Origin of the sequence: Bacillus sp. BB51/4 (assembly GCF_008368845.1) — a bacterium.
Classification (GTDB): Bacteria; Bacillota; Bacilli; order Bacillales; family Bacillaceae_G; genus Bacillus_A; species Bacillus_A wiedmannii.
Map to the genome: position 1 here is coordinate 76,038 of NZ_QOSC01000008.1, position 18,206 is coordinate 94,243.

General features: G+C 33.0%; 19 protein-coding genes. All 19 read left to right on the forward strand.

Annotated features, from left to right (window positions below; genetic code table 11):
* Positions 1 to 42 precede the first annotated feature (42 nt).
* Entirely contained in the window at positions 43 to 948 is a 906-nt protein-coding gene (locus DN392_RS09050) for a stage II sporulation protein SpoIIQ (RefSeq protein WP_048566705.1), read from the forward strand.
* A 285-nt stretch (positions 949 to 1,233) separates the two neighbouring features.
* Positions 1,234 to 1,368 (forward strand): hypothetical protein, encoded by a 135-nt coding sequence (locus DN392_RS09055; protein ID WP_000008907.1) that lies wholly within the window; start codon positions 1,234 to 1,236, stop codon positions 1,366 to 1,368.
* Between the two features lie 307 nt (positions 1,369 to 1,675).
* Positions 1,676 to 1,948, forward strand: coding sequence for a sporulation transcriptional regulator SpoIIID (gene spoIIID / locus DN392_RS09060; protein ID WP_000544012.1), 273 nt, complete (start codon positions 1,676 to 1,678; stop codon positions 1,946 to 1,948).
* 161 nt (positions 1,949 to 2,109) lie between these two features.
* Positions 2,110 to 3,111 (forward strand): rod shape-determining protein, encoded by a 1,002-nt coding sequence (gene mreB / locus DN392_RS09065; protein WP_000457990.1) that lies wholly within the window; start codon positions 2,110 to 2,112, stop codon positions 3,109 to 3,111.
* 658 nt (positions 3,112 to 3,769) lie between these two features.
* Positions 3,770 to 4,204: a 3-hydroxyacyl-ACP dehydratase FabZ gene (fabZ, locus tag DN392_RS09070; protein WP_000931959.1), complete on the forward strand. Its 435-nt coding sequence runs from the start codon at positions 3,770 to 3,772 to the stop codon at positions 4,202 to 4,204.
* A gap of 366 nt (positions 4,205 to 4,570) precedes the next feature.
* Positions 4,571 to 5,248 carry a CpsD/CapB family tyrosine-protein kinase gene (locus tag DN392_RS09075; protein WP_000467965.1) on the forward strand — a complete coding sequence of 226 codons (678 nt, stop codon included), beginning with the start codon at positions 4,571 to 4,573 and terminating at the stop codon, positions 5,246 to 5,248.
* Positions 5,249 to 5,522: 274 nt separating this feature from the next.
* Positions 5,523 to 6,266 (forward strand): YveK family protein, encoded by a 744-nt coding sequence (locus DN392_RS09080; protein WP_000393149.1) that lies wholly within the window; start codon positions 5,523 to 5,525, stop codon positions 6,264 to 6,266.
* A complete protein-coding gene (locus DN392_RS09085; protein ID WP_149238013.1) occupies positions 6,256 to 6,960 on the forward strand; it encodes a CpsD/CapB family tyrosine-protein kinase in 705 nt (234 codons plus the stop codon). Before DN392_RS09080 ends, DN392_RS09085 begins: the two co-directional genes overlap by 11 nt.
* A 5-nt stretch (positions 6,961 to 6,965) precedes the next feature.
* Positions 6,966 to 7,733 carry a tyrosine-protein phosphatase gene (locus tag DN392_RS09090; protein WP_000566204.1) on the forward strand — a complete coding sequence of 256 codons (768 nt, stop codon included), beginning with the start codon at positions 6,966 to 6,968 and terminating at the stop codon, positions 7,731 to 7,733.
* Between the two features lie 242 nt (positions 7,734 to 7,975).
* A complete protein-coding gene (galU, locus tag DN392_RS09095; protein WP_000757811.1) occupies positions 7,976 to 8,860 on the forward strand; it encodes a UTP--glucose-1-phosphate uridylyltransferase GalU in 885 nt (294 codons plus the stop codon).
* Between the two features lies 1 nt (position 8,861).
* Positions 8,862 to 9,548: a sugar transferase gene (locus DN392_RS09100; RefSeq protein WP_001173936.1), complete on the forward strand. Its 687-nt coding sequence runs from the start codon at positions 8,862 to 8,864 to the stop codon at positions 9,546 to 9,548.
* A gap of 55 nt (positions 9,549 to 9,603) precedes the next feature.
* Complete coding sequence (tagD, locus tag DN392_RS09105; protein WP_000167062.1) at positions 9,604 to 10,005, forward strand: glycerol-3-phosphate cytidylyltransferase; 402 nt, start codon at positions 9,604 to 9,606, stop codon at positions 10,003 to 10,005.
* A 15-nt stretch (positions 10,006 to 10,020) separates the two neighbouring features.
* The gene (locus tag DN392_RS09110) at positions 10,021 to 11,265 is read left to right on the forward strand and encodes a flippase (RefSeq protein ID WP_000108281.1); all 1,245 of its coding nucleotides are present in this window, start codon (positions 10,021 to 10,023) and stop codon (positions 11,263 to 11,265) included.
* An 18-nt stretch (positions 11,266 to 11,283) separates the two neighbouring features.
* Positions 11,284 to 12,480, forward strand: coding sequence for a CDP-glycerol glycerophosphotransferase family protein (locus tag DN392_RS09115; RefSeq protein WP_088321285.1), 1,197 nt, complete (start codon positions 11,284 to 11,286; stop codon positions 12,478 to 12,480).
* Between the two features lie 532 nt (positions 12,481 to 13,012).
* Positions 13,013 to 13,639 (forward strand): O-antigen ligase family protein, encoded by a 627-nt coding sequence (locus tag DN392_RS09120; protein ID WP_033658934.1) that lies wholly within the window; start codon positions 13,013 to 13,015, stop codon positions 13,637 to 13,639.
* 179 nt (positions 13,640 to 13,818) lie between these two features.
* On the forward strand, positions 13,819 to 15,024 hold the full coding sequence (locus DN392_RS09125; protein ID WP_000843803.1) for a glycosyltransferase: 1,206 nt from the start codon (positions 13,819 to 13,821) through the stop codon (positions 15,022 to 15,024).
* 6 nt (positions 15,025 to 15,030) lie between these two features.
* Entirely contained in the window at positions 15,031 to 15,807 is a 777-nt protein-coding gene (locus DN392_RS09130; RefSeq protein WP_000634660.1) for a WecB/TagA/CpsF family glycosyltransferase, read from the forward strand.
* Between the two features lie 3 nt (positions 15,808 to 15,810).
* Positions 15,811 to 17,184, forward strand: coding sequence for a sugar phosphate nucleotidyltransferase (locus DN392_RS09135; RefSeq protein ID WP_000767080.1), 1,374 nt, complete (start codon positions 15,811 to 15,813; stop codon positions 17,182 to 17,184).
* A gap of 36 nt (positions 17,185 to 17,220) precedes the next feature.
* Positions 17,221 to 18,168, forward strand: coding sequence for a mannose-6-phosphate isomerase, class I (manA, locus tag DN392_RS09140; RefSeq protein ID WP_088321286.1), 948 nt, complete (start codon positions 17,221 to 17,223; stop codon positions 18,166 to 18,168).
* The last annotated feature ends 38 nt before the right edge of the window (positions 18,169 to 18,206 follow it).

Here is an 18,206-nt window from a genome sequence, read left to right on the forward strand (position 1 = left end):
TACGTGGATATTGTTCAAAATGATTGCTGAGGTGATGATGGAATGCGAGGAAGAAATAATAAAAAGTCGCAAAAGGTAGTACATTTATTTCAAAAAAGATGGGTGTTTCCGGCACTATACATTGCTTGTGCAGCGGTAATTTTAATGGTTGCGCTATGGTTCCAAGGAGCTAATCCGAAGAAGACTCCGAACCAAGATCAAGCAACACCGTATACACAATCGGAAGATCCAGCAGTACCAGTAACGAAATCTTCAGAAGTAGTGAAAATGCCAGCAGCCGCGAATGCGGAAGTAGTCGTACAGAAGAAATTCTATGAAGATGCAGCAACTGAGGCGGAACAAGAAAAAGCACTTGTCTTTTATAACAACACATATTCCCCAAATAAAGGAATTGACATTGCTGCGAAGAATGGAAAAGAATTCAATGTAGCTGCTGCTTTAAGCGGTACAGTAACGAAAGCTGAAAAAGATTCACTTCTTGGTTATGTTGTAACAGTTGATAGCGGAAATGGTGTAGCAGTTTCTTATCAAAGCTTAGGCAGTGTGAAAGTAGAAAAAGGTGCACGAGTTGCACAAGGTGAAGTATTAGGAAAATCCGGTCTAAGTGCAATGAATAAAGAAGCAGGTTCTCACGTTCACTTTGAAGTACGTAAAGACAACGTGGCTGTGAACCCTGAGCGCTACTTAAATAAGTCAGTAGCAGAAATTAAAGCTGATGCAGGTGCTGCAAAGGCAACGAACGCTTCTGGTAAAAAAGCTGAAGACAAATCTCAAAAAGAAGAGAAGTCAACAAGCACGAAACCAGAAAATAAAACAGAAGACAAGTCTCAAAAAGAAGAGAAATCAACAAGCGGTTCGACTAGTGACAAAAAGGAAGAGCCGAAGAAAGAAGAAAAATCAACAAATGGTTCTACAGAATCATCTAACAGTTCTTCTTCACAAGAATAAGAAAGTGAAAAAATCAGTTCTCACTAGGAGAGCTGATTTTTTTACTTTTACCCCGCATTAACGGGCAGTAAGACCCCTATTTCAAAATTCAGTGAAAGCTAAGAAGTTAGGTTAGGGGCAACTGCCCGTAAAAGCCCGATTGGTGAAGGCTAATAATCAGTGGGGTGTCCCCCACTGATTAAAGTTTCACTTTATATAAAAATACTCAATTTCGAGAAAAAAGTTGCAATAACAAGGAAATATGACGAGATTCTCGAATATATATTACAAAAGGGAGGGGATACTGTGTCATTTTTGTTTGTTCTGTCGACTGCTATTATTTTATTGTTTGTTTTATTCACTTTATATTATTATATTGCCAGTAAGAAAGAGGTTCCCCACCATCAATTGTTAGAAGAAGAGTTGGAACGAGAAGAATGACGCCTTATATACAAGGTGTCATTTTTTTCGCCAAAATAGTCACTGTTAACGTATTTCTCACAAAAAAACGTAATTTTTCTTCACTTAGTCCGCAAAAATAGTGAACATGTAGCATATATCAGTAGTGCGGGCAATACAATGGTATAAACCAAAGCAAAGAGAGTGTTTGAGGTGAGAAATCGTGAATCATTTCATTATAAATCCAAGAATGTTTAACGCTTACAAACAGCACTCACACTTACTTCTTAGTCGTATGCAGCGAGGCTCATTTCACACTTCTCACATCCAATTTAGGGAGGCGAGTGGTGTGCACGATTACATCAAAGAGAGAACTATCAAGATTGGTAAGTATATCGTGGAGACAAGAAAGACAGTGCGTGTCATTGCAAAGGAATTTGGGGTATCAAAGAGTACAGTCCATAAAGATTTAACGGAACGTCTACCAGAAATTAATCCAGAGCTCGCAAATGAAGTGAAAGAAATTCTTGATTATCATAAGTCTATTCGTCATTTAAGAGGCGGAGAAGCAACAAAGCAAAAGTATAGAAAAGAAGATGTAGAAAAGCCGGTCCGTCAATAAATATGCGATCGCAAACATTCCGTTTCAATTCGGTAATATTTTTCAGAAGAATTCTTTTTGCGAATATTACGTTTCTGTTAAATTTATGATAAAATCAGAAATTAGGTGTAAAAGAATTCGGGTGTAACCTGATTTTGAATATCGAGGAGGAAATGACGGGAATGTTTGCGCGAGATATCGGAATTGACCTAGGTACGGCTAATGTATTAATTCATGTTAAAGGCAAAGGTATTGTATTAAATGAGCCATCTGTTGTGGCAATTGATCGTAACACAGGTAAAGTATTAGCAGTAGGTGAAGAAGCAAGAAGTATGGTGGGACGTACACCTGGTAATATTGTAGCAATTCGTCCGCTTAAAGATGGTGTAATCGCAGATTTCGAAATTACAGAAGCAATGTTAAAGTATTTCATTAACAAATTGGACGTGAAGAGCTTCTTTTCAAAACCTCGCATTTTAATTTGTTGTCCAACAAATATCACATCAGTAGAACAAAAAGCAATTCGTGAGGCTGCTGAACGTTCAGGTGGTAAAACAGTATTTTTAGAAGAAGAACCAAAAGTAGCCGCAGTTGGTGCTGGTATGGAAATCTTCCAACCAAGCGGTAACATGGTTGTTGATATTGGTGGAGGTACAACGGATATCGCTGTACTATCTATGGGTGATATTGTTACCTCTTCCTCTATCAAAATGGCTGGCGATAAGTTTGATATGGAGATCTTAAACTACGTTAAACGTAAGTATAAGCTATTAATTGGAGAACGTACTTCAGAAAATATTAAAATTAAAGTTGGTACAGTATTCCCAGGTGCACGTAGCGAAGAGCTTGAAATTCGCGGACGTGACATGGTAACGGGCTTACCACGTACAATTACAGTATGCTCTGAAGAAATTACAGAAGCACTAAAAGAAGACGCGGCTATCATTGTACAAGCTGCAAAAGGCGTACTAGAGCGCACGCCACCAGAACTATCTGCGGACATTATCGACCGCGGTGTTATTCTAACAGGCGGTGGAGCTTTACTACACGGTATCGACATGCTTCTAGCAGAAGAACTAAAAGTACCAGTATTAATTGCTGAAAACCCAATGCAATGTGTTGCGGTTGGTACAGGTATTATGTTAGAGAATATCGATAAATTACCAAAGCGTGCTTTACGATAAAGTGAAACTTTAATAAGTGGGGGCATCCCCCGCTTATTATTAGCTCGCAAAAGGCGGGGAAGATGAGAAGAACTAAGGTGTTAACCGTAGTTCTTTTTTGTTTTTTTATTCTTTCATTTTTTTATTTTATTTTGATTTATTGAGAAAATAGAAGAAAAATAAAGAAAAACGAAGGAAATAGGTAAAATATTCATATATATGGTTAAATTTAATATTTCCTTATTTGAAAACGTTTATAATATAATGAGTCGAATACGACATTAAGGCAAATCATGTTCAAATACATATTGCCTTTCCCTAATTTGGGCATACACTCTTTTCTACCTCCGTGTCAGTTGCTGGAATATGCAACTATTTTAATGGAATAGGGTGTGTGCATTTTTTTATATATAAAGCTGAAAAGATATTAAAGTTTCACTTTACCCCGCATTAACGGGCAGTAAGACTCCCACCTCAAAATTTAGTGAATGCAAGGGAGTTAGGTGGGAGATCAACTACCCGTAAAAGCCCGATTGGTGAAGGCTAATAATCAGTGGGGATGGAAAAAGCTCCCCACCGATTAAAGTTTCACTTTATAATGACAAACAATAAACAAAATGGGATAATAAACAATATGTCCAAGTGGTAAGACCAATATTATAAAAGGGGCGATTATTGTATGCTAAATATAGAACAAATTAAAGAAATCATTCCTCACCGCTATCCATTTTTACTTGTTGATAAAATATTAGAAGTAGATGAAGGAAAAAGAGCGGTTGGAATTAAAAATGTATCCGCAAACGAAGAATTCTTTAACGGGCACTTTCCTGATTATGCAGTTATGCCCGGTGTACTTATTGTAGAAGCGTTAGCGCAAGTCGGCGCTGTTGCGGTATTAAAGAAAGAAGAAAACCGAGGAAGACTTGCTTTCTTCGCTGGTATCGACAATTGTCGTTTCAAAAAACAAGTACGTCCAGGTGATCAACTTCGCCTAGAAGTAGAAATGACACGTGTACGTGGTCCAATCGGAAAAGGAAAAGCAATCGCAACAGTAGATGGTGAAGTTGCATGTGAAGCTGAAATTACATTTGCGATTGGTGATAAAAAAGAATAGATGTTAATTAAAAAAATTCTTCTGTAACATGCAGAAGAATTTTTTTAATTAATGTATTTTTTATTCGGAATATTAAAATGCAGAGTAATCAGAATTTTTGTTGTAAATGAATGGAAGTTCGTATATAATGACGCTATAAATATCTTGGAATTAAGATAAATGATAGCGCGATGAAAATAGAGATGTCGTTGTCACATTATAGAAGGTGTGGGATAGGACAAAGGTTATTCTGATTCGTTATGATGAAGAGCAGAGGAAAGTAATGGAGAAATTTAACGGTAGAAGTAAATGAAAAATTGGCGTAGCATATCGAGCATAAAAGAGAAAAAGGGGAAAATGACGTATTCTGAAAAAGGAGACCATAACATGTTCGGGAGAAAGAAAAGAAAGCCATTAAGACAATTAATTACAAATAAAGAGCCTAAATCACGCATTACGGAACAATACCGTAATATCCGTACAAATATTGAATTTACATCTGTAGATAACCATATCCGTTCTATCATTGTCACTTCAGCAGATCCAGGTGATGGGAAAACAACAACCATTTCTAATCTAGCAGTTGTTTTTGGACAACAAGGGAAAAAAGTATTGTTAATTGGAGCTGACTTACGTAAACCAACATTGCAAAATTTATTCGCTGCACACAATCCAAATGGATTAACAAATTTATTATCAGGACAAGCATCATTTGTGCAATGTATTCAAAAAACAGACATAGAGAACGTATATGTTATGTCAGCGGGTCCAATCCCGCCAAACCCAGCGGAGCTACTAGGCTATCGTAAAATGGACGAAGTACTTCTAGAGGCATATAAGATGTTTGACATCGTTTTGATTGATACACCACCTGTATTGGCCGTTACAGATGCACAAATACTCGCTAATAAATGTGATGGAGTTTTATTGGTTGCGCGCAGTGAAAAAACAGAAAAAGATAAACTAATAAAAGCGAAACAAATATTAGATAAAGCATCCGGAAAGCTACTTGGTGTTATATTAAACGATAAAAGAGAAGAACAAGAGCAATATGGATATTATTAGAAAATAATGTATGAAATAGTATTTTTTAAAGCTAGTAATTTTTTTACTAGCTTTTTTGAATTGTTTTAAAATTTTGTATCGCATTATACAAAAAACATAATATAATAGAATTTTTGGCAAATTGATGGAATGTGTTGTCATATTTAAGATTATTTTGTAAGATTATATATGTTTTTAAATAACAATCGTACATAGATATTACTAAAATAAAAAAATGTAAGATTATATGTTATAATTTTTGTTATGTGCAAAATTTAGAAAGTTGGAGGAACTTATGGAAGAAACAATTAGTTTGAAAGAGTTATTTCATATTTTAAAAAAACGTTTAGCAATGATCCTCGTAATTGCCTTTGGTGCAGCTATTGTAAGTGCTATCATTAGCTTCTTCTTCATGACACCAATCTATCAATCTTCGACGCAAATTCTTGTGAATCAGAAGAAGCAAGAGGGTGCAATGATTCAAGCTGGTGAAGTTCAAACGAATATTCAATTAACGAATACATATAAGGTTATTATTAAAAGTCCAGTAATCTTAGATCAAGTAAATGAAAAATTAAATTTAAATATGACACCACAAGCGTTAACAGAAAAAATTAATGTTGCGAATGAAAAAGATTCACAAGTTATTTCTGTAACAGCTGAGGATAAAAATCCAAAACTAGCTCGCGATATTGCAAATGCAACTGCAGATGTATTTAAAGGTGAAGTTGCAAAAATTATGAATGTGGACAACGTAACAGTATTATCGAAAGCAGAAGTTGCAGAAAATCAATCTCCAATTAAACCACGCCCAATGTTAAATGTAGTAATTGCCTTTGTTGTTGGCTTAATGGCTTCCGTTGGTCTAGCATTCTTACTAGAATACTTAGATAACACAGTGAAAAAAGAAGAAGATGTAGAAAACTTACTTGGCTTACCAGTGTTAGGTATTGTAGCTCGTATGGATGAAGAAACAATGAACGTGAAATCACACGCTACATCATCAAGAAAAGTGAGGGGACAAACAATTGGCTCTTAATTTATTTAAAAAGAAAAAGAATCATCGTCAACGCCGTCAATTAATTGCTCATCAACAACCGAAATCACCAATCTCAGAACAATATCGTAATATTCGAACGAATATCGAATTTGCAGCTATTGATACGAATTTACATTCATTAATGGTAACGTCTGCGAACCCAAGTGAAGGGAAAACTACAACAACAGCGAATATGGCAGTTGTGTTTGCTCAACAAGGTAAGAAAGTATTATTAATTGATGCAGATATGCGTAAACCAGCGATGCATCAAATGTTTCAAGTAGATAATATTTTCGGATTAACGAACGTATTAACACATAGTGAACGTTTAGAAAAATGTGTACAGACGACTTCAGTTGATAATTTACACTTTTTAGCTTGTGGTCCAATCCCACCGAATCCAGCAGAGCTGTTAGGATCGAAATCAATGCAAGAGCTTCTTGCCCAAGCATATAGCCTGTACGATTTGGTTATTTTTGATTTACCACCAATTTTAGCTGTAACCGATGCGCAAATTATGGCAAATGTGTGTGATGCTTCCATTCTTGTTGTTCGTAGTGAATCAACAGAAAAAGAAACGGCAGTAAAGGCAAAAGGGTTGCTAGAATCAGCTAAAGGGAAATTGTTAGGTGTTGTTCTGAACGATCGTGAACGTGAACAGGGAAAAAAGATTACTATGAGAGAGGGAGGATGAAACAAATGATAGATTTACATTGTCACATTTTACCTGGTATCGATGACGGTGCACAAACGGTAACAGATAGTTTAGTGATGGCACAAAAGGCAATAGAGGAAGGTATTCATACAATTGTCGCAACACCACACCATCAAAATGGAAAATATATAAATGAACGTACTTCAATTATTCATCAAGTAAAACAACTAAATGATGAACTGCAACAACATAATATTCCGCTTACCATTTTACCGGGGCAAGAAGTGAGGTTATATGGTGATTTATTAGAAGACTATGAAGCTGGTAAAATCGTTACTTTAAATGAAACAAATAAATACATATTCATTGAATTTCCATCTAATCATGTACCTCGTTATGCAGAACAACTATTGTATGAACTACGTGTAAAAGGAATGATCCCAATTATCGTTCATCCCGAACGTAATGCCGAGTTAATCGAGCGGCCAGATAAGTTATATAACCTTGTCAATAAAGGGGCATTAACACAAGTAACGGCAGGCAGTTTACTGGGTAAGTTTGGTAAAAAAATTAAAAAGTTCTCACTACAACTTGTTGAACATAATTTAACCCATATGATTGCATCGGATGCGCATAACATAACTTCAAGAGGATTTCATCTGACAGAAAGCTACGAGTTAATTGAAAAAGAATTCGGAATGAATGTTATGAGCGACTTAAAGGAAAATCCGTATTTAATCATTAGTGGGAAAGCAATTTATAAAGAAGATCCAGAACAAATTCGTCGCAAAAAGTTGTTTGGCATCTTTTAAATAAAGAACAGGTGATGTCTCCTAACCGTTATCAATGGAGGCACTCGGTCGTGCTGTGGGTAGAAATTTTCATTTCGAACCTACCTTAGACGCTTGTTGTCGGGAGTATGACGTGAGGATGGGTTAGATGCCCATAATTTATTTGTAATAGAAACTCTACCTATGGAGTTATAAACATGACTCTATAGGTAGGGTTTTTGTTATTGTTACATACAAATAAAAGGATGCAGGGGGGAATACAATTGAAAAAAGTAAGAAAAGCGATTATTCCAGCAGCTGGTCTTGGAACAAGATTTTTACCAGCAACGAAAGCGATGCCGAAAGAAATGTTACCGATCGTTGACAAACCGACCATTCAATACATAGTAGAAGAAGCGATAGAATCTGGAATTGAAGATATTATTATTGTTACTGGAAAAGGAAAGCGCGCGATTGAAGATCATTTTGATCATTCCTTCGAATTAGAACAAAGCCTTTTAGAAAAAGGAAAGTATGAAATGCTTGAAAAGGTACAAGCTTCTTCAAGAATTAATATTCATTACATAAGACAAAAAGAACCAAAAGGGCTTGGTCATGCAGTGTGGTGCGCACGTAAGTTTATTGGAAATGAACCATTTGCGGTATTACTTGGTGACGATATTGTACAAGCAGATACGCCATGTTTACGCCAATTGATGGATCAATATGAAGGGACACAATCATCTGTTATAGGTGTACAAACAGTACCAGAAAACGAAACACATCGTTACGGTATTATCGATCCAGTTGAACAAAATGAACGTCGTTATCAAGTGCGTCAATTTGTCGAAAAACCAGCAGAAGGTACAGCTCCATCAAATTTAGCAATTATGGGTCGTTACGTATTAACGCCAGAAATCTTTATGTTCCTCGAAGATCAACAGACAGGTGCTGGTGGGGAAATTCAATTAACAGATGCAATTCAACGTTTAAATGAAATTCAACGTGTATTTGCTTATGATTTTGAAGGTACTCGTTATGATGTTGGGGAGAAGTTTGGATTTATTAAGACAACAATTGAAATAGCACTTCAGCACAAAGAACTGAAGGAAGAATTGATTAAATATATAAAAATGTTAGCCGGAAAAGAAGGGAATGAGGTGGGGTGAATTGGCTTTAATAAAAGTATCAGAAGAGAATATACAAAGGGAAAAGAATGCATTGTTTACTTTGGAAGAAGTAAATTCTAGAAAAGGTTATTTAATAACCAAACGTTATATGGATGTAATAGGCGCGTTAGTAGGCCTAATTCTCTTATCACCAGTTTTTCTAATTATAGCACTTCTTATTAAGTACGAGGATCCAAAAGGTACAGTGCTTTTTAAGCAGGTTCGTATTGGGAAAGGTGGAAAGGAATTTTATATGTATAAATTCCGTTCAATGGTAACGGATGCAGAGGAAAAACTAAAGGATTTGTTGGAATACAATGAAGTGTCGGGTGCCATGTTTAAAATGAAGGAAGACCCAAGGATTACGAAAATAGGGAAATTTATTAGACGAACGAGTATGGATGAGCTTCCACAATTAATTAATGTGTTACAGGGCGAAATGAGTTTAGTTGGACCAAGACCACCATTATTAAGGGAAGTAAAAGAGTACACCTCCTATGATAAGCAACGTTTATTAGTAACGCCTGGATGTACTGGATTATGGCAAGTGAGTGGAAGAAGTAATCTTTCATTTGAGCAAATGGTAGAACTTGATGTTTACTATATTATACAACGTAATATTATGTTTGATATTAAAATTTTGTTAAGAACTGTAAAGGTTTTATTAAAATCAAACGATGCGTATTAATTAAAGTTAATACATATAGATGAACAAATATTAGTGAAGGAGCTAAAATTTAAATATGACAAAAAGAGTAATTACTTATGGTACATTTGACCTGTTACATTATGGACATATAAATTTGCTAAGAAGAGCAAAGCAACTAGGGGAGTATTTAATTGTAGTTTTATCAACAGATGAATTTAATATGTTGAAAGATAAAAGGGCTTATTTTTCTTATAATGAAAGAAAATTATTATTAGAGGCAATAAAATACGTTGATGAAGTAATCCCAGAGATAACTTGGGAACAGAAAGTAACGGATGTTGTAAGCAATAATATTGATGTGTTTGTAATGGGAAATGATTGGGAGGGTGAATTTGACTTCTTAAAGGAATATTGTGAGGTTGTATATTTACCAAGGACAGATGGCATATCCACTACAAAAATTAAAACTGATATGAAAGAGGTACTTTCTAAATAATATAGGAGTAAGATAATGTCTACTACAAAGAAAATCACAGGAAACTTTATTGCGCTATTTGCTATGCAAATAGCTAATTTTTTATTACCTTTATTGACTATTCCATATTTAGGTATAGTGTTAGGGGCAGAAGGATTTGGATTAGTTATGTTTTCACAAGCATTTATCCAATACTTTGTTTTACTTACTGATTTTGGATTTAATTTGTCGGCGACTCGAAAGATATCGGTATATAGAGAAGATAACGATAAAGTAAGTGAGATAGTTTCAGCAGTATATCTTATTAAAGTTGTTTTATTAGTTATAAGTTTTATTATTTTATTAGTTATGACATTTTTTATTGATAAATTTCATCAACATATGTATGTATACATATTAAATTTTGGTGTAGTTATTGGACAAGTATTGTTTCCAGTCTGGCTTTTTCAGGGAATGGAAAAGATGAAATACACGACGATTTTGAATATAGTAGCAAAGTCAATCTTTACTGTACTAATTTTTATAATTGTAAAAAGTCAAGAAGAATTGTATTATGTACCACTTCTAAATTCCTTGGGATTCGTGGTGGCTGGGGGCATAGGGTTTTATATCGCTATAAAGCAATTTAATCTAAGACTGGCTTTTCCTCAAAAAGCTATAATTAAGGAATCTTTAAGAGAGAGTGGTCAATTCTTTATATCTCGTATTTCAGTGAGTGCTTATACTATATCTAATACATTTTTAATAGGCATATTTTTAGGAAATACAGCAGTAGGTTACTTCTCAGCTGCAGAAAAAATATGCAATGTAATTTCAACAGGTGTTTCTACTATTGTAGATGCTATCTATCCGCATATGGCTAGGAATAAAGATATAAAGATATTTAAGAAGATTTTCCTTGGAGTCATGGTTATAAGCACAGTTGGTTCCGTTGGAGCTTTTATGATGAGTGATTTTATAATTAACCTTTTATTTGGTTCAAACTATGATGTTAGTGTTGGGATTTTAAAAATAATGATAATTGCCGCATACATTTCAATTCCTAGTATGTTAATAGGATACCCATTGTTAGCAGCCTTTGGTTATCTTAATTATGCAAATTATAGTGTTTTAATTGCTTCAATTTTTCATATTCTTTCGCTGTTAATAATAGCTCCTTCAGGTAATATTTACTACATTACAGCTATACTTATATTGACACAGTTTATAGTATTGGTAATTAGGTTATATGGCTGCAGAAAAAAATTAAACGGAGTTATTTTTGAAAACAGCAGGTTATAAAAAATAGGAGGAAAAGAGATGGGAAATGTCATATTAAAAAAGGATTTTAAAAAAACAATTTTTAATATATTAAAATTACCGCTATATATATTGTCAAGTTTAATTCCTAAAAAAAGTAATTTGATAGTATTAGGATCATCTAAAGGGCAACATTTCGCGGATAATAGTAAATACCTGTACTTGTATTTGAAAGATATAGAAGAAAAAAAGGTTAATGAATTAGATTTTTATTGGATAACAAAAAATAAAGAACTTGCTAATAAATATAGTTCTGATAAAAGATTTATATATGGTTATACTCTTAAAGGAATGTATGTTTTATTGAGAGCCAGAATAGCGATTTTAACACATTCAATTGAAGATCTACCCTCATATTTAATGGGAAGAAAAAAAATCATACAATTGTGGCATGGAACGCCCTTAAAAAAGATAGGATACGATGCAGATTCCTGGAATGAAAGAGGAAAAATAAAGAATTCACTGAAAAAGGCTATTAATAAACTCTTTCCTTATATGGATTACATGAAGTGTAATTATTTAGTAGTTGCTTCTGATCAGGTAAAAGACTCTTTTGAAACAGCGTTTAAAATATCTAAAGATAAAATGATAACATTGGGGCAACCAAGGAACGATTTATTTGAGGAAGGAAAAGTAGTTGATGCAGAAAGCAGGCTTGCTGGATATCAAAAAATTATTTCTTGGCTACCTACTCATAGGGGTTTTTCAGATTATACTATTGTTGATTTGTTGAAAGACTATAAATTTAATGAAGCGAAAATTAATGAGTTTTTGAAAAAAAAGAAGTATCTATTGGTGATAAAACCGCACTTTGTTGAAAAGGGGGAGTTATCTAAATACCTTAAGGGTAGTTCAAATATTTTAGTTTACGATGAGGCTGATCCATATCCATTATTAACTAAAAGTGAAATTTTGATTACAGACTATTCGAGTATATTTTTTGATTACATGTTGACTGATAAGAAGATAATATTTGCCCCTTTCGATTACGAGTTTTACACTAAGAAGGTTGCGAATTTATATTATGATTATAAAGATATTGTTTGTGGTGATATTTGTCTTGACTGGGAAGAAATATGTGATCACTTAGATTCCAATGGGGAAAACTCTACAAAATATAAAAGTATAAAGAGAATCTTTAATAAATATGATTTTGGAAACTGTGAACGGGTTTATGAATTTATTAAAAAAATATGATTTAAGTGTATAAATCGTTAATATATCAGAATAATTGGCTAGGGTATTTATTAATATTCTGCTTTATAGGAAGTATTATTGTTCCTATAGGTATTTTATTAATCTTATATTCTTTATATAATCCAGTATCTAATAATATGCTCATGTTAGTAATGAGTTGTATATCATTTCAATGTTTTATAAAAGTAGATTTTTTTGGTGTAGATGCTGTAACAGCTTATAAGTTATTATTCTTGATTAGTATAATAATTTTAGTAATTACAAAAAAACAAAGTTAATTACTCATTTAGTTACCCTAGAATAATTATTAGTTTTATATGTATTTATTCTACTATGGTAGTGTTTTATAGGGGGGGTTCCTTTATTTGTTATATTTAAGGCATATATTGGCTTGTTCCTTCCATTTTTGATAGTAATGATAAAATGGGAAGCAAAATCGATAGAAAAGATACTATTTATATTATCTATATTCCCAATAATCAGTTCCATTGCAGGAGTTACATTAGATTTACTGGGGATTAGAGATGTTTTTATGTATGAATATACAGGAACGAAAAGATTTCAAGAGGAAAATGTCCCGGCGTATCTAGCGGAATTATGTTTTATTGCTATTGCGGTACTTGTATATCAGTATCTAAGAAAACCTAGGGATTTTTATCTGTTGTTGATTGCTATTAATTTTGGAATTATTGTTCTGACATATACTAGAACATTTATGATGGCATGCTCAATCTTAGTTGGAGTAATATTACTATATTTTTTAATAAATTTCTTAAAAGGGAAAGTAATTTATGTAATAACCTTAACATTAGTATTGGTAGCATTGATGATTATGATTTACTTCTCTTTTGATAATTTAATGCAGAGAACATTTAGTTATAACGGTAACTTTGATACTTCTGGTCGTGAGTATGCATGGACATATTTTTTAAAAGAGGCAGCGGATACTAAGCTTCTTGGTAGAGGATTAGGAATCGCACAGCTACTTAATCCACCGGTATATGGTTTTGTAGCACCGCATAATGAATATTTACGTTTTTATTTAGAAACAGGGATTATTGGGTGTATCTTATTTTTCTCAGCCATAGTATATATTTTTAGGCTTGTTTATGAAAAAATTGCAAAAAAAATAAATTTATATTCAAGGTATATTTTGTGAGCTTTGTAGTAGGTTTTGCATTTTTATCTTATTACGATAATACATTGACCAATATTCAATCAATGTATCCTTTTATATTTTTTATAAGTGCTATCGTTTCGATGGAATCGGAAAAAGCATTAGTTAAATAATTATTTTCATTAATCATTTATATTGTAGAATAGAAAGGCTGATTAATTATGAAATCAGTATTATTTGTTACAACCTTACTGCCTTTTCCATTGGATAATGGCGGGAAAATTAAAACGTATAATACAATTAAAGCACTAGCTAAAAATTATGAAGTAGACCTAATAAGTTATGTAAATGTAGAAGAAGATAAAAAACATCTCAGTAGCTTAGAAGAAATAGCAACAAGTTCCCAAGTTATTCAAAAAAATCTAATTAGAAGTACGTCATTTAAGCATTTTTTGAAGGATTATATTAAAAGTCTGTTTAGTGCGTATCCGTATAGTATAAATAAATTTTATTCTAAAGAACTAGAAGCGATTATAATCGAAAAGCTAGAAAAAAAGGATTACGAATATGTATATATAGATCATTTACCAATGATGGTATATAGTCAGATATTTAAGCAAAAAAATGTGATATTGGATCAACATAATGTAGAAAATGTAATCTTTAAGAGATTTATAGAAACAGAAAAGAATCCTATTAAGAAAATCCTAGGCTTTATTGAATATAAAAAATTAAAAAACTTTGAAATGAAAGCTATGGAAAAAGTGAATCAAATCATATGTTTGAGTAACGAAGATAAACTTTCTTTTGAAAAGTTAGGAATTAGTTCTAATAGTTTAAATGTTTTACCTATCCATATGGATATTACTAAAAATTATCAATATAAATTAAAAAAAGATTCTAAAGTAAAGTTATTGTTTTTAGGGTCCATGAGTTGGTATCCGAATCAAAATGGAATCCAGTGGTTCATGGAAGAGGTATGGGATAAGTTAAATAAAGATCATTACGAATTGTATATTGTAGGAAGTAATCCTTCAGAGGATATAAAAAGATATAATAATAATGATGATGTATTTGTCACAGGTTATGTTGATGATGTAGATGAATATATTCAAAAATGTGATATTAGTATAGTACCTCTTTTTGTAGGAAGTGGACAAAGGGTAAAGATTATAGAATCTTTTGCGAAGAAAATTCCTGTGATATCTACATCTATAGGTGCGGAAGGGCTAATTTATAAAAATAAAAAAGACATTATACTGGCAGATAATGAAATGGAGTTTATAGATTCTTTAGAAGAATTGAGGAACCAACCAGAAAAATTATTGAGAATTTCTGAATCCGCCAATATGAATTTTCAACAAAATTATTCAGCAGATTATTTACCAGATAAATTGAAAAAAATTATGGAAAAGTGTAAAGGATGAGAATTTGTGATAGTAGAATCAGTAAAATTATTCGATGTGGATTTTAGTAATCTAACAATGAATGAGACCATTACGCAGATTAATAAAATAATAGATCATAATAAATTTAATAAAGAACAGGGATATGTTGTCACACCAAATGTTGATCATATTGTGAATGTTCATAAAGACCCTAATTTTAGGGAAATTTATAAAGGTGCTACCTTAACACTAGTTGATGGGGCACCTATTTTTATGATTTCAAAAAAAATAGGCGCTCCATTAAAGGAGAAAGTATCGGGATCAGACTTAACCCCCTATTTATTTGAATTGGCTCAGCGTAATAACTATAAAGTATTTATTTTTGGATCACGAGAAGGGGTACCAGATTTGGCTATACAAAAAATCAAATCCGAATTTGGATATACATTTCCTATCGAATCCTATTCACCCCCATTTGGTTTTGAAAAACAACCAGATGTTTTAGGAGAAAGCATAAAAAAAATTCAAGAGTTTCAGCCAGACATATTACTAGTATCTTTAGGATCACCTAAAGGTGAACGATTTATATATGAAAATTTAAAAGAATTAAATGTGCCAATATCCCTTCAGATAGGTGCTTCTATTGATTTTATTGCTGGTACTGTAAAACGTGCACCACTATGGATGCAAAAAGTAGGATTAGAGTGGTTTTATCGATTTCTTCAAGAACCTAAACGTATGTTTAGAAGATATTTTATTAATGATAGTTATTTTCTAGTTTTAGTATTTAAGGAGTTTTTTAAAAGAAGAAGGGGGCAGTAAAATATGAAGTTAATTCTTTTGTCAGGTGGGTCAGGAAAAAGATTATGGCCATTATCAAATGATTCACGATCTAAACAATTTTTAAAGGTACTCAAAAATAATAATGATGAAATGCAATCTATGGTTCAAAGGGTATGGGGACAATTAACAAGCTTAGGAATTGAAAATGATGCAGTTATTGCTACAAGTAAATCTCAAGTAGATATGATTAATGGTCAGCTAGGAAATGATGTACCTATTATTATTGAGCCAGAACGCCGTGATACATTCCCAGCAATCGCCCTTGCCGCTTCATATCTATATTCTAAAGAACACGTTGATTTGGATGAGGTTGTAGGTGTATTACCTGTAGACCCATATGTAGAAAATAGTTTCTTTGAAAGACTATTAGATTTAGAAAAGGCACTAAACTCATCAAACGCAGATTTAGGTTTAATGGGGATTACTCCTACATATCCATCTGAAAAATATGGTTATATTGTTCCAAATGTAGAGAAAAGTACACAGGAACTTATTCAAGTAAGTCATTTTAAAGAAAAACCAGTCATTGCCGAAGCGGAAGAGTTACTAAAGCAAAATGCACTTTGGAACAGTGGTGTATTTGCGTTTAAATTAGATAAAATTATCTCCCTATTAGATCAAAAAGGACTTCCTGTTCAATATGATATGTTAGTTCAACAATATGCAAGTTTACCGAAGATAAGTTTTGACTATGAAGTAGTAGAGAAGACTGAAAATATTGTTGCACTTCCTTATAACGGTTCATGGAAAGATCTTGGAACATGGAATACTCTTACAGAAGAAATGGGGACGAACATCCTTGGTAAGGGAAATATGGGGATTGAATGTGAGAAAAATCATATTATTAATGAGTTAGATATCCCAGTTTCTGTATTAGGTCTCTCTAACATAATTGTAGCTGTTAGTCCAGATGGTATTTTAGTTTCAGAAAAAGATGCAAGCCCTCGAGTGAAAGAATTGGTGGGGGATTGGGATCAAAGACCAATGTATGAAGAGCGCCGCTGGGGTTGGTATCGTGTACTAGATTATACTAAATATGATGATGGGAACGAGGTATTAACGAAGCGCATTGGTATTACAGCTAGTAAAAATTTAAGTTATCAATATCATAATAATAGAAGTGAAGTTTGGACAATTGTAAAAGGTGAAGGTATTTTTGTATTAGATGATGAAATACGAGTTGTTCGCCCTGGGGATGTCTTGGAAATTCAACCTGGACAGAAGCATGCAATTAAAGCTGTTACAGACTTAGAGTTTATCGAAGTGCAATCAGGTAGCGAGCTAGTTGAGGAAGATATTGTTCGAATTTATATGCAATGGAATGAAATCGAGGAAGTTTGTTATTTAAAGAAGTAAAAATTAGTAGTAAAAGTAGCTAGAGGTGGAGTTATTTTGTATAAAGAACCATTATTTTTTCAGCCAGTATTACAGGAACGGATTTGGGGAGGCGAATCTTTAAAAGGATTTAATTATGATTTACCTTCACAAACAACCGGAGAGTGCTGGGGAATTTCTGCTCATTTAAATGGACCGAGTATCGTAAAGGGCGGTAAATATAAAGGGTTAACATTAAAGCAACTATGGGATGAACATAGGATATTATTTGGGAACTATAAATCTGATCAGTTCCCTTTATTAACTAAAATTTTGGATGCAAAACAAGATTTATCTGTACAAGTACATCCTAATGATGAATTTGCAAATATCCATGAAAATGGTGAGTTAGGGAAAACAGAATGTTGGTATATTATTGACTGTAAAAAAAATGCTGAAATGGTGTACGGACATACTGCTCAAACTAAAGAAGAATTTGAAGGTATGATTGAAAATAACCAGTGGAATCGATTACTACGTCGAGTACCAATTAAACCTGGAGATTTTTTCTATGTACCAAGTGGGACGATTCATGCGTTATGTGAAGGAACATTAGTATTAGAGACACAGCAAAGTTCAGATACGACATATCGTGTGTATGATTATGATCGTATCGATAGTGATGGGAATAAGAGAGACCTACATGTTGAAAAATCAATCGCTGTATCAATGATTCCTCATGAAGATTATAAGATCTATCCTGAGATTGGAAAAGAGAATGGTGCCTTTGTTACTAAATATGTAGAAGAAAAGTATTTTTCAGTTTATAAATGGGAAGTTCAAATGGAAGCATCTTTTCAACAGAATCAACCATTTCAATTGGCGAGTGTAATTGAAGGTGAAGCGACGTTAAGAACTGTAAGTGGGGAATTTAGTATAAAAAAAGGAGATCACTTTATTCTTCCTGCTGGAATTGAAAGTTTTGTTGTAAAAGGAAATGTGACTTTAATTGTCTCTCATCCATAGGATAGGTCATATTAATTTTGTAATTTAACTTTATCATT